Source organism: Occallatibacter sp. (assembly GCF_049802275.1).
Classification (GTDB): domain Bacteria; phylum Acidobacteriota; class Terriglobia; order Terriglobales; family Acidobacteriaceae; genus Telmatobacter.
The window spans coordinates 1-13,825 of record NZ_JBARMD010000218.1; the positions used below are offsets into that span (position 1 = coordinate 1).

At 58.2% G+C, this 13,825-nt stretch carries 6 protein-coding genes and 1 tRNA gene; 3 read left to right on the forward strand and 4 right to left on the reverse strand.

Annotated elements, in window-relative coordinates:
- Positions 1-1,609 (forward strand): alpha-L-arabinofuranosidase C-terminal domain-containing protein (locus tag WA354_RS07535; protein WP_472812386.1); only part of this gene is annotated, 1,609 nt, incomplete at its 5' end.
- Between the two features lie 700 nt (positions 1,610-2,309).
- Here WA354_RS07535 and fusA read toward each other — a convergent pair.
- Positions 2,310-4,463, reverse strand: coding sequence for an elongation factor G (gene fusA / locus WA354_RS07540; protein ID WP_472812387.1), 2,154 nt, complete (start codon positions 4,461-4,463; stop codon positions 2,310-2,312).
- Between the two features lie 322 nt (positions 4,464-4,785).
- Positions 4,786-6,813, reverse strand: a complete 2,028-nt coding sequence (locus WA354_RS07545; protein WP_472812388.1) for a fused MFS/spermidine synthase — start codon at positions 6,811-6,813, stop codon at positions 4,786-4,788.
- 183 nt (positions 6,814-6,996) lie between these two features.
- Here WA354_RS07545 and WA354_RS07550 point away from each other — a divergent pair, with 183 nt between their 5' ends.
- The gene (locus WA354_RS07550) at positions 6,997-8,361 is read left to right on the forward strand and encodes an MFS transporter (RefSeq protein WP_472812389.1); all 1,365 of its coding nucleotides are present in this window, start codon (positions 6,997-6,999) and stop codon (positions 8,359-8,361) included.
- 732 nt (positions 8,362-9,093) lie between these two features.
- Here the strand turns inward: WA354_RS07550 and purF are convergent.
- Both purF and purL read right to left on the reverse strand, forming a co-directional pair.
- Positions 9,094-10,539, reverse strand: a complete 1,446-nt coding sequence (gene purF / locus WA354_RS07555) for an amidophosphoribosyltransferase (protein WP_472812391.1) — start codon at positions 10,537-10,539, stop codon at positions 9,094-9,096.
- A gap of 74 nt (positions 10,540-10,613) precedes the next feature.
- Entirely contained in the window at positions 10,614-13,076 is a 2,463-nt protein-coding gene (gene purL / locus WA354_RS07560) for a phosphoribosylformylglycinamidine synthase subunit PurL (RefSeq protein WP_472812390.1), read from the reverse strand.
- A gap of 254 nt (positions 13,077-13,330) precedes the next feature.
- Between purL and WA354_RS07565 the strand changes: the two genes are divergently transcribed.
- Positions 13,331-13,418 (forward strand) — tRNA-Leu (locus WA354_RS07565).
- Positions 13,419-13,825 lie beyond the last annotated feature (407 nt).

The following is a 13,825-nucleotide window of genomic DNA, read 5'->3' on the forward strand; positions in this document are numbered from 1 at the left end:
CCCCAGCACTGCGCTTCCTAAAAGCCTCAAGATCGAAATTGAACAGGCCGACGAGCGCAACCAGGCAGGCGTTCTCAACACGGGCTGGTGGGGCATGGCGCTTCATGCAAACACCGAGTACAAGGGATCGTTCTACGCAAAGTCTGATTCGACAGCGCTGGGACCGATCATTGTCAGCCTCGTGAATGACCTCACGGGCAAACCCGTTGCCACTAAGACGGTCAACGGCATTACCTCCGACTGGAAGCAGTACACCGTTGCATTGAAGACAGGCGCGATCGAGCCATCGGCGACCAATCACCTCGTCATCTCCGCCGGCCATGCAGGCACGCTTTGGCTGCAGCTCGTCTCGTTGTTTCCGCCGACGTATCACAATCGCGTCAACGGCAACCGCGTCGATCTGATGGACAAGCTTGCGGCGATGCATCCAGCATTTCTGCGCTTCCCGGGTGGCAACTACCTTGAAGGCGATCACATCAACGAGCGCTTCGAGTGGAAGAAGACCATCGGCCCGTTGGTCGACAGGCCCACGCATCCGAGCCCCTGGCGTTACCACTCGTCCGACGGGCTTGGTTTTCTGGAGTTTCTGGAGTGGTGTGAAGACCTGCATATGCAGCCGGTGCTGGCGGTTTATGGCGGATACTCGATGGCGCAGGAGCACGTGAACCCGGGCCCCGATCTCGAACCCTACGTGCAGGACGCGCTCGATGAACTGGAATACGTGACCGGCGGACCTGAGACGAAGTGGGGCGCCGAGCGCGTGAAAGACGGACACCCCGCTCCTTTCAAGCTCACCTACGTTGAAATCGGCAACGAAGACAATTTCGACAAATCAGGCAGCTATGAAGGCCGCTACGCGCAGTTCTATAAGGCCATCAAGGCAAAGTATCCTGACCTGCAACTGATCGCCACGATGCCTCTCAAACAAATGAAGCCCGACGTGCAGGACGATCACTACTACGTGCGCGCGACGCAGAACTTTGCGGATACAACGCACTACGACAAGGCCGATCGCAGCGGGCCGAAGATCTTCGTCGGCGAGTGGGCCACCCGCGAGGGATCTCCTACGCCAAACATGGGCGCTGCACTGGGCGACGCCGCATGGATGACAGGCCTCGAACGCAACAGCGATCTGATCGTGATGGCCGCCTACGCACCGCTGCTGGTGAATGTGAATCCCGGCGGAATGCAGTGGGAGACCGATCTCATCGGTTACAACACCTTGAAGAGCTACGGCTCGCCTGCCTATTATGCGCAGGTGATGTTCGCGTCGTATCTTGGCGATCACACCGTCGCATCAAAGCTGGAGAATGCCGGGCCGAAGCTTTTCTACTCGGCCACCCTCAACAAGGCAAAGAAGCAGCTCTATCTCAAGCTGGTCAACGCCTCGTCAGCTTCGCAGCCGCTCCAGATCGCGATGCCCGGGTCTCAACCCAAGGCCATGGCGAAGCTGGTTCGGCTGAGCGCGCCCGACACCCAGACCACCAACAGCATCGACGATCCTAATCGTCTGGTACCGGTGGAGTCGCCAGTACACGACGTGAGCAGCAATTTCTCAATATCGCTGCCAGGTTACTCAATCCAGATCCTGCAAATTGATCTGCCGTGAAGACGCGCAGATTGAGACCAGCATGCCAGTGAACCACAAACATGGTGCCCCAGGGCCTGTCCTGAGCTTTGTCGAAGGATCTCGCTTTTGAGGCCTGGGTAAGCTGCAGGCGAAAGCTCGCTCTAACTGCCCTGGTTGTCAAATAAAGGAAAAATGTTCAGCGATCGTTAGAGCCGAACAATCGGCCATTTGCCGCCTTCGCGTCGGATCTTGAAAACTCGGCCGCGAACATTAAGGCGATAAATCCCATCTGGGGGCGATTGGTCCGCCGAGTCGATCCGAAGACTGGTCAAGACAGCATTCGCAGAAGTTCCAGGGGTCAGCTTTGTCACAAGCGCCACCGTGCACTTGCACTGGACTTCATCTCCGTCTCCCCGAAGAACACCTGGAAACAAATCAATCTTGTCCGCGACCTTTTTCATAGAGTGCTTACCATTCTAAGAAAACGGCGGTCGGAAAGACACCCACGTGAACCACAACCGTCATAGGGCAGCCTACGGAACTTCATGGCCGTCGAAGATACGTTCTTTTCAAACAGGATATTTTGCAGGAGTAACCTCAAAGAGAACAAGCGAAACAGTGATCAACGGCTGAGACAAAATATCCGCGATCGCTTCCCGGAAACACACCCCTGAAAGCGACCGCGGATACTTGAGAACTGATAGTCACGCTGCCAAACACTGCAGCTACCGACGACAGGCTATTCTTCTTCCTCCTCCACCGGCCGCTTGGCGTTAGCCAGAATCTTATCGGCCACCAGTTGCGGAACGATGTCGTAGTGATTCATTTCCATACGATAGCTGCCTTTGCCCTGTGTCATGGAGGTGAGCTGGGTGCCGTAGGTCAGCATTTCCGCCATTGGAACCTCGGCGTTGATGACGGTCGTTCGTCCCCTCGACTCCATGCCCTGCACGCGTCCGCGGCGTCCGTTCAGGTCTCCCATGAGCGCGCCTGCAAATTCGTCCGGAGCCTCAACGGCAACCTTCATGATGGGCTCCAGTAGGCAGGGCTTGGCTTGTTCCATGGCTTTGCGAAAGGCGAGGCGACCAGCTTTTTTGAACGAAAGTTCGTTGGAGTCGACGTCGTGATAGCTGCCGTCGTAAACGATGATCTTGAAGTCGACCACAGGGTAGCCGGCGAGATAACCGCGAGCAGCCGACTCGACGACACCCTTCTCGATCGCCGGGATGAAGTTACGCGGGATGGCTCCCCCAAAGACTTCGCTGGCGAATTCAAAACCTCCGCCGCGGGGCAGAGGCTCCATCCTGACCTTGCAGTCGCCGAATTGGCCATGGCCGCCCGATTGTTTCTTATGGCGCCCCTGCGCGTCGGCCTTGCCGCGAATCGTTTCGCGATACGGCACCTTGGGCGCCTTCAGCGTCACCTCGGCGTGATAACGCTTCTTCAAGCGCGATACGATCGATTCGATGTGTGGTTGTCCCGCACCGGCAATCAAAAATTCATTGGTCTGCGGATCACGGAAGAACCGAATCAGCAGATCCTCTTCCATCAACTTGTGAATCGCCGGCGCCAGCTTGTCTTCATCTGCGCGGCTCTTCGGTTCGATGGCGTACGTCATGGCCGCTTCAGGCAAAGGAGCAAGATCAACCTGAATATCGCCGCCCTTCGCTCCCAGCGTGTCCCCGGTGAGCGTATCGCGCAGCTTGGCCACTGCGCCCAGATCGCCTGCATGCAGTTCCGCGACTTCAACGGCCTTACGCCCTTGCATGACGCTCAGGTGCGAGAAGCGCTCCTGTCCGCGCCGCGTGTAGTTCTCGAGCGTCGCATCGTTCTTTACTACGCCGCTGACCACTTTGAAGAAGCTGATCCGGCCAGAGAACGGATCGCTCATCGTCTTGAACACGATCAGAGCCGTGGGTTCGCCGTCTTCGACTTTGCGGAACGAAACACCGCCGCCTGCTCCAGCGTCGGCGCCCTCGGCGTTTACGGCCACAGTCTGCATCGCCGGCGTTCTTACCGGCATCGGCGCGCGTTCTGTAGGTGATGGCGCGTAAACCTTGATAAAGTCGAGCAGGTGATCGGTCGCCACATTCGTTCCGCCGCTGGCAAATAAAACGGGGAAGATACGGTCTTCGCGAATAGCCTCGTGCAGCGCGGTAATCAGGTGCTGCTCGGGAATTGTCCCTTGCGCGAAATACTCTTCCATCAGCTCGTCTTTGCCTTCAGCAACAAGTTCGACGAGGGCTTCGTGCGCCTCCTTCGCCTGCTGCGCAATGCTCGCCGGAATCTCGCCCGTAATCTTGCCGCGTCCATCGCCATTGGGCGTGTAATAGAACGCTTCCATCGTTACCAGGTCAACCACACCGTGGAAACCCTGCGCATCTGAAATCGGCATCTGCACCGGGACGCAAGTGCGTCCCCAACGCTCATGCAGATCCTCAATCAATGCGCTTAATCCGCCGCCGCCACCGGCCTTCGGATGGTCCATCTGGTTGATCACGACAAACCGGGGTACGTTGGCCTCCTCGGCGTACTTCCACACCCGCTCCGTCACTGGCCCAATGCCATGTTGGGCGTTCACCACAACACAGGCTGCCTCAACAGGCAGCAGCGCAGCACGCGCCTCATGCGAAAACATGTGGAATCCCGGCGTATCCACAAAATTGATCTTCACGCCCTGCCATTCGGCAAAGGCAATGGCATTCTGCATCGTCGTTCCGCGCGCTATTTCCTCTTCGTCATACGCGGTCACGGCCGAACCGTCGCTCACTCTACCCTGAGTCGGTGTCATCTTGGCGGCATGCAGCAAAGCGGAAATCAACGTCGTCTTGCCGCTCTGAGCATGCCCCACTACAGCTACGTTGCGGATCTCACTTCCCTGGTACGTTTTCATTGCAATTCTCCTTGAAACGGATATGGATGCGAATGCACTGCTGTTGTGAATGAGCCGGAACCAGGAAATGCAGCACGCGTCCCGGCTGAAAACCTGAAATGTGAAGGAGGGGAGCACAGGGAAATCTCAGAGGCGTCCATCAGGACGTCAATGCGTCCGAGTTGCCGGCCTCGAGGGCCCGATCTGCCGTCTTCCTCGTCCATGCGGAGAGTCCCCGGCGGGCGCCGGGCGGCATGGTGCAGAAGCGATCCGCCGGGCGTCTAGCTTTAAGAAAACGGATGCTATCACACAGGGAGTGTGAACGTCTTGTGACACAGACCACCTACCAGTGCAGAACCGGCAGAAGGCTTGAGAAATCATCGGTCCAGAGCCGCAGACCCGGAATTTCCTGGGGTCGACGGGCCGTGTTCGCCACTTCGGGCTGCGCGAAAAAATCCGAATTGTCGCTCACCGACATCCACGTGGCCGTAAACTCGCCCAGCTGATCGTTGGCGGCGGTCGTAAATGTCTCTGCCTGCATCCCCGCGGACCTGGCCAGGAGCGCGATCGGCGACTCCAGATCCACATGCCGATTCGAGATGTGAAAGGCGATGATGCCGCCCGGAGCCAGGTGCTTTCGATACAGCTCCAGCGCCTGTGTAGTCAGCAGATGCAACGGAATTGCGTCCCCTGAAAACGCGTCCACCACAAGCACATTGAAACCTTGCGGCGGCTCCTGCGCGAGCGAAGTCCGCCCGTCGCCCCCAGTGATTGACACCTCTGCGCCAGAATCGCGGATATAGGTGAAGACGTTTCGTGCGATTGGCTCTACAGCCGAGTTGATTTCGTAGAAATGGATGCGGTCACCCGGGTGACCATATGCGGCGATTGTGCCCGCGCCCAAGCCGATCACACCGATGTTGCGCGGCCGCCCATTGCAACAAAAGCGGATGGCCAGTCCGACGCCCGAGTCCCGCGCGTAATAACTAGTGGGAGTTTTGCGCTCTTCGTCGGTGCCAAAGATTTGTGTTCCGTGCTCCACGTTGCCATTGGTCAGCGTGCGCAAAGTAATTCCAGGGACGCCGACCTTCTGCTTTACGCGCAGCGCGCCATAGAAGTTGCGCACTGCGACTGTCGTATCGCGCTGATTCACAATATTGATCCAGAAGATCAGCACACCCATCACGATTGTGGCTACACCCCATAGCAACCGCGAGTTCCATCCGTCCTCCCAGGTCACCAGAAATGCCAGCAGCGCAGTGAAGCAGCAGGTAATCACGAGATCGATGTTGAAGCGAAAGACGAGCGGAAACACGATGCCGATCACAAATGACCCCAGGGCTCCGCCCGCTGCGAACATCAGGTAGAAGAGCGTTGACTCAGATGCGCGCGGAGGCCGTAGCCGAAAAGCCTCACTGTGACAAAAAAGGCACGATGCGAAGGCTTCGATCAGGAAAAAGCCGATGCTGATTCTCAGCGGCCACTCCACGTCCTGCTTCGAGAGCGCATAGCCCAGCCCCGCCAGCATCAAGATCAAAAAGCGTGCCACAAGACCGCGCGGCAGCAGGTGAGGGAATTCAAACGCAAGGATGATCGTCAGCAGGTACACCCCAAGCGGCAGAACCCACAACAGGGGAATGGCCGCGAGATTCGCAGTCAGGTAGCTGGTTACGGCGCTCAACTGCATTGCCGCTCCCATCGGTAGCAGGATCCAGAGCAGCTTCTGCATCGGCACTGCAGGCGGTCCTTCTTCAACGATGGCAGCGCTCTGCATCGTGGTATTCGCGGTCGCCGTTCGAGCCTTCCACGCCAGCGCGCCAGTGATCACTGCGAAGACCGCAAAGCCGCAGCACCAGGCAATGCGCTGCGCCTCCAGAGTCATGCGGGGTTCGATCAGCGTCGGATAAAGTCCCAGGGCCAACAGAGAGGCCAGATTCGATAAGGCAAACAGGCGGTAGGGAATGGACGAACCATGCAGCCGCGCCCACCACACCTGCATCAGCGGACTGGTTGTCCCAAGCACCAGGAAAGGAAGGCCGATCGTGCTTCCCAGCACCAGAAAGACTGTCAGAATAGGATGCGCTGAACCGCCGCCCGCGCCCGCATTTCGTATGCACCAGCCCACAGTTGAGGCGAACCCAATCAGAAGCAAGGCAAAATAGAGAGGCCACCGAGGCCGTTGTGCCATCCAGTGCGCATAGAGATAGGCGCACAGCAGAGCTGTCTGAAAGAAGACGAGGCACGTAATCCACACCGCGGCCGATCCGCCGAGCACTGGCACGAGTTGCTTGGCGGCAATCGGTTCTACAAGAAACAACAGGAACGCACCCAGAAAGACCGCGCTGCCAAAAAGCCACCGCGAATCCGACATGACCACCTCAGACTTGGAGTTGCGCGATCGGTGCGCATCTGACGAATCCTCAGCATAATCGGGCAGCCTATATTACAGCGACTAGGGCACCCTTTCTCGATGCCCTCTTTCCAGCGGTGTGATAGATTCGCCTTACTACGCCGCCCGTTTCCCCCACAGCGTCCGAACCCGAGGCCGTCAAGAATGTCAACACCTGGACCCGAGCCCAACCAGGATCCCGATCCTCGCAGCGACGCCGCCATCGGCGCTTCAGCCCAGCGCAAAGCCGCGATCCGCCTCCTCCCGATCATCTCCATCGGATACGGACTCGCATACATGGACCGCATCAACATCAGCTTCGCCTCGCTGCGCATGAACAGCGACCTGCACTTCAGCGCGACGGTCTATGGTTTGGGGGCAGGACTGTTCTTCATCGGATACGCGCTCTGTGAAGTGCCATCGAACCTGCTTCTGCTGCGCTTCGGCCCCAAACGATGGCTCGCCCGCATCATGCTGACCTGGGGTCTGCTCGCGGCCGCCATGATGTTCGTCAGAACGCCGTGGCAGTTCTACAGCGTTCGTCTGCTGCTTGGCATGGCCGAGGCGGGATTTTTTCCCGGCGTCATCTATTACCTCACGCTCTGGTTCCCCGCCAAAATGCGGGCACGCGCAGTCAGCCGCTTCTACATCGCGCTCCCTCTCAGCTCGGTCTTGATGGGTGCGGTCGCCGGCTGGCTGTTGGGGCTGCAAGGAAAACTGGGTCTGGCCGGCTGGCAATGGCTCTTTCTGCTGGAAGGCTTGCCCGCGACGCTCTTCAGTTTCGTCTTTCTGTGGATACTTCCTGACGGCCCGATGCAGGCTGAGTGGCTTACAGCCGAAGAGAGAATGTGGCTCAAGCGTCAGCTCGACTCTGACTCTGTGCATGCACACCTGGGCCACGAAGCGGGCGTCTTGCAGGCGTTGCTGTCTCCTAAAGTCTGGATGATCGGAGCTTATTTTCTCTGCGCGCTGACAGCGAATTATGCCTACTACTTTTCCGCGCCGGTGATTCTACAAGAGGCTACGGGCTGGAGCGTCACGAACGTCGGATTTCTGATAGCAGGCTTTGGTCTTGCGGGTGCCGCCGGAATGCTGCTGAACGGCGCGCATTCTGATCGAACCGGTGAACGAGCTTTCCACTGCATCATTCCCTGCATCATCATGGGCGCAGGTTATTTGACGGCAAGTTATTCGCGCGTACCCTGGCTCATCGTTGCCTCATTGGGGTTGAGCTTCGTCGCTTTCATGTCGATGCAGGGGCCGGCACTCGCGGTGCCCACGCAGTTTCTGGCCGGTCGTGCCGCGGCAGCAGGCATCGCCGCGATGAACACCATCACGATGTTCAGCGGCTTTATCGGACCCTACTGGATGGGCGTAACAAAAGATGCGACCGGCAGCTACTGGCTGGGCCTGCGCGGCCTCCTCGTGCCAAGTCTCGGTGCTGCGCTCGTCATGTTCCTCCTCATGCGCAACCTCGCGCGAACGTACGCGACGGCACGGATCGCAGCCCTCGCCAACGAACCCGTGTGACTTGGAATTTCTGTGTGATTTGGGACTAATCACCTCATAGGCTGTCATCCTGAGCAAACGTCGTTCACAGGCGACTGAATTGGTCGCATTTCAAGCGCCGAATTTCCGGCAAACTTTTTGTGGAAAACTGCAAATTTAGAGGGGGGGGGTGGGGGGTATGCCCTTCCGCTTCGGTCCCTTCGATGAGCATCATGCTCGTCCAGATGATTCTGCCTGAGATGAAGGAGAGAACCTGCAAAACCGTGGAGGTTATTTGGCTTTTGGAATGTTCGATTTGGAATGCCGGGCGATGACGCAACACTTGACATCCATGAGGTGTGAGCATCTTGAGCAATGCTTTTGCCACCATTGCCGGGGAGATTTGATTGCAGATTCGGTTTGCATGGGGTTGCTTGTTGTGGGACCGAGTTTCCCCACCCGATCTGATTGCGGATTCATCACTGGGAGGAGAAATTGCAGACTAGCCTTACCACTTTTGAAGTGGTGTGACGGCTACTTCTTCTTCTACCCGAGTTCTTCCAGAACTGAGATGAATGAATTCTTTCTCACCACCGGCACCCAAACGGAGGATCATCTCCGTCGGCAGGAAATGCCGGAAGGGACTTCGGGCATAAGCAACCCCATTTGGCTAAGTTCTGTTGGCTGAATATTTGCCTGAGTTTATTTCCAAGCGCAACCGCATGGTTGCACATTGTTCAAAGCATCACAACCGGGCATCCCGGGCCGGGGTGCTCAGACCTGGACGCTCTCCGCGGCCGGCAGAATCTCATCCACATCCACCCACGCCGTCGGATATTTGCCGGTGTAACAGGCAGTGCAGTAGCCGTTGTGCTCACTGCCGTCGCAAGCCTTCAGCAAACCTTCCAGTGAGAGATAGGCCAGCGAATCGGCCTCGATAAAACGGCGAATCTCCTCGACGGTGTTGTTGGCTGCGATCAGTTCTTTCTTGCTTGGTGTGTCTACACCGTAAAAGCACGGCGAAATGGTTGGCGGACAGCTGATGCGCAGGTGCACTTCCTTTGCGCCCGCTCCGCGCACCATGCGCACGATTTTCCGGCTCGTCGTCCCGCGAATGATGGAGTCATCGATGAGCACCACACGCTTGCCTTCAAGCAGGTTATGCACCGGATTGAGCTTGAGGCGTACGCCAAAATCGCGCACCCGCTGCTCCGGCTCAATAAAAGTACGCCCTACATAATGGTTACGAATCAATCCAAATCGAAAAGGAATGCCGCTCTCTTCCGCGTAGCCCAGCGCCGCGGTCACGCCCGAGTCAGGCACCGGCACAATCACGTCCGCAGACACGCCAGACTCGCGCGCCAGTTGCCGCCCCATCTGGTCGCGGCTCTCCTGCACCCATCGGCCGAAGATCCGACTGTCGGGGCGCGCGAAATAAACATGCTCAAACACACAGCTAGACTGCGCAACGCCCGTCGCATACTGGCGGCTCGTCAGGCCATCTTCCGTCACCATCACGAGTTCGCCCGGCAGCACATCGCGCTCATACTCGGCGCGCAGCAGGTCAAACGCACAGGTCTCAGAGGCAAACACAATCGTATCGGGCCCTTCGGGATTTTTGATGCGTCCGATGGAAAGCGGCCGGAATCCGCGCGGATCGCGGGCCGCAAAAATCCGGTCGCGCGTCATCATCACAATGGAAAACGCGCCTTCGACCTGCCGCAGCGAATCGGCGATCGCATCCACCAGCGAACCGGCCTTCGAATGCGCAATGAGCTGCACAATAATTTCGGAGTCCGAAGTGGTCTGAAAATAAGCCCCATCGCGCTCAAGCTTCGCCCGCACATTGCCAAGGTTAACCAGATTGCCATTGTGCGCAATCGCAATCAGCCCCTTCGTGGAATCCACGCGAATCGGCTGCGCATTCAACAGAGCCGAGTCGCCGGTAGTCGAGTAGCGTGTGTGCCCGATCGCCATTTGTCCCGGCAGCTTCTGCAGCACTTCATCTGTGAAGATCTCCGACACCAGACCCATGCCCTTGATGTTGGCAAGATGATGCCCATCGGCAGTAGCGATGCCTGCAGACTCTTGTCCGCGATGTTGCAGCGCATAGAGTCCCAGGTATGCCATCCGAGCCGCGTCTGCATGTCCGTGGATAGCCACAACGCCGCATTCCTCGTGAAGTTCGTCGCCGTGATCGACTAAATCCGGGTGGCCCATCCCTGCCGTGTCTGTTGCGGCAAGGGTGGGAGTCGTGTCCATCTCGCCTTCGACCCCCTGAAACAGCAACCGGCTCATGCCGTCACCTCGTTGTGGAGTGCTGCTTCCAACGAATTCGACCAAGGTTCCCGCAGTTCCGCAACTGAAGCTGAAATGAACACATCCCCGTACACCGCGATCTCGAGCCGGGTTCCGCCGGTTGTTCCAATCTGGGCGACGTTGAACTTGAAATGCTCTGCGATCTCTTCAATCTCCGAGACTCGCTCAGGATCCGCCGTGAGGAGCACCGTAGATGCCTGCTCTGCAAACAGACCGAACAGCGGATGCACCATGAGCGCCTGTTCCTGCTCCACTCGAGCACCGATGTTGTTTGCAAGCGCGGACTGTGCCAACGCCACCGCGACACCGCCGTCTGCTATGTCGCGGGCCGAGTGCATCAGTCCGCGATTCGCCAGTTGGATCAGCATCGTGTGCAGATCTGCCTCTGCTTCCAGATCTAGATCAGGTGGTTTCCCCCACGTCGCGTTTAGCACAACCTTCGCGTACTCCGATGAACCAAAGCTCTTCAATTCTGCGGACGCCGACTGGTCTGCCACCAGCGACTCTTCGCTTACAACTACAGGCTCATCGCCCATGACTCCGGGAACTATACTCGACGTAGAATCTGTGGGAGCCGGATGCGCCGGAACCTTGAGATTTGGATCCGGCTGCTCTCCCCTCGGCACCGGCCAGATCAGCAGAATCGCGTCGTTGCTCTTCTGGAATCCCGCCGGGACAGCCTTCGTCACATCGTCAAGAAGGCCAACAATCCCCAGTACCGGCGTAGGATAGATTCCTTCACCCTTGGTCTCGTTGTAGAGAGAAACATTTCCGCCGGTAATCGGTGTCCCCAATGCCGTGCATGCCTCAGCTATTCCGTCGATCGCCGTCGAAAGCTGCGCCATGATCTCCGGCTTCTCGGGATTGCCGAAGTTCAAACAATTCGTGGCCGCCACCGGCAACGCGCCGGTCATCGCAACCTTGCGTGCGGCTTCTGCCACGGCGTGCATCGCTCCCAGTTTCGGATCGAGATAACACCATCGCCCATTCCCGTCGAGGGCCATGGCCAGACCGCGCTCATGATGCAAAGTACCGGTCCCCTTGATGCGCATCACTCCGGCTTCTCCACCCGGCCCGAGAACAGTATTGGTTTGCACCATGGTGTCGTACTGCTCATGAACCCAGCGCTTTGAGCTGACATTCGAACTCGCCAGCAGATGCTTCAGATCTGCAGTAAAGTCCCGGTCCTTTGCAAGTTCGTCCATTGCCTCTGCCGGAGCATCCGGCGGCATGTGCGACGTCCATGATCCCACCGGCCGGTGATACAGCGGCGCATCATCGGTAAGCGACTGATTCGGAATATCGGCCACCAACTCGCCGTGATGCCGGATACGCAACCGGGATTCCGGCTTCACGGTGCCCACGATTACCGCGTCCAGCCCCCACTTCGCAAAAACACGCAGCACTTCATCTTCGCGTCCCTTTTCGGCCACCAGCAGCATCCGCTCCTGGCTCTCCGACAGCATGATTTCGTAAGCGCTCATGCCGGTTTCGCGCTGCGGAACGAAGTCGAGTTCCACATCGAGTCCCACGCCGCCGCGTGCGCCCATCTCACAGGTCGAGCAGGTCAGCCCCGCGGCTCCCATGTCCTGGATGCCCACAATCGCGCCGGTCTTCATTGCCTCAAGACAGGCCTCCAGCAGCAGCTTCTCCATAAAGGGATCGCCAACCTGCACATTCGGCCGCTTCGCTTCAGTACCCGCGTGGAATTCCTCGCTGGCCATCGTTGCGCCGTGAATACCGTCGCGCCCGGTCTTCGCGCCTACATAAATCACCGGGTTGCCGGTTCCCGTGGCCTTGCCGTAGAAGATTTCGTCCTTGCGCACCAACCCAAGCGCGAATGCGTTCACCAGCGGATTGCCGCTATAGCACGGCTCAAACTTGGTTTCACCGCCCAGGTTCGGCACGCCAAAACAGTTACCGTATCCAGCGATTCCGCTTACCACGCCTTCGACAATGGAATGGTTCTTCGCAACAATTTCCGGCTCAACGCCTGGCTCAGGCTGGATCGGACCGAAGCGCAGGGAATCCATTACCGCTAGCGGCCGCGCACCCATCGTAAAAATGTCTCGCAGAATTCCGCCAACGCCCGTCGCCGCACCCTGGTACGGCTCGATATAACTGGGATGGTTGTGGCTTTCGATCTTGAAGGCGCAGGCCCACCCGTCGCCGACGTCGATGATGCCGGCGTTCTCTCCCGGCCCCTGCACCACGCGGTCGCTTTTTGTAGGCAGCCGTTTCAAATGCACACGGCTCGACTTGTACGAGCAGTGTTCGCTCCACATCACGCTGTAAATGCCCAGCTCGGTGAGGGAAGGGACGCGTCCCAGTGCCGCCAGAATCCGTTCGTATTCGTCCGGAGTGATGCTGTGCTGAGCCAGCAACTCCGGAGTTACTACGACCGGATCGGGAACGACTGCAGAAGAGGCAGTAGTCATCACGATTGCCTCCATTGTCGCACGGGATTGCCGCGCCGCTCGTCAGGATGCTTTTGGAAAGGACTTAGGCCGGATTATTTGCCAGAAATCCGCAGCATCCGATGGCGGCCAGCCACATCGGCGACCATCCTGCCCGCAAATCCGCGCAGCAAGATCCGCGCACCCCGTCAGCTCGTCCGGCTCAACTGCCCTCGCGCTTCAACTAGCCCTGTAATCAGCGCATATGCGATACTTTTGTTGGCACCCCACCCCATGCCGGGATGGCGGAACTGGCAGACGCAGCGGACTCAAAATCCGCCGGCCCTTGCGGTCATGGGGGTTCGACCCCCCCTCCCGGCACCATAAAAACAAATAATTTAGATTGAGCTGGCCTCTCGAAACCGGAGAGGCCAAAATCGTTTGGTGGCTGTTCTGGTGGCTGTTGGTTGCGACTAGTGGGCATACCGCGAACAAGAAGCCAACGAAAATTGGAATCCCGTCGAATTTTGCCGAGTGCATCAAACTGAAGTCATCATTTCAGACTGCGGATCTCGATCTGCGCCGACTGGCGACGAACAGCTCACTCGCTCCCACATCCATCCCAGCAGCATCGGGATGCGGACCGGCAACTGGATCACACCTTCTATGACTCTGTTTAGCCATGGGGACCTCCATGCCGGCAGAGCGCCCAGGGCACGAATGCGGAAGCAAACTCCGAATCGAGATCGCCGCCCGAAGACGGTCGTTGTCACACATCTGGATCGTCCGAC

Coding starts and splice junctions, on each gene's coding strand:
- fusA (WP_472812387.1), bottom strand. CDS start 4,463: ATGAAAACGTACCAGGGAAGTGAGATCCGCAACGTAGCTGTAGTGGGG.
- WA354_RS07545 (WP_472812388.1), bottom strand. CDS start 6,813: ATGTCGGATTCGCGGTGGCTTTTTGGCAGCGCGGTCTTTCTGGGTGCG.
- WA354_RS07550 (WP_472812389.1), top strand. CDS start 6,997: ATGTCAACACCTGGACCCGAGCCCAACCAGGATCCCGATCCTCGCAGC.
- purF (WP_472812391.1), bottom strand. CDS start 10,539: ATGGGCCACCCGGATTTAGTCGATCACGGCGACGAACTTCACGAGGAA.
- purL (WP_472812390.1), bottom strand. CDS start 13,076: ATGACTACTGCCTCTTCTGCAGTCGTTCCCGATCCGGTCGTAGTAACT.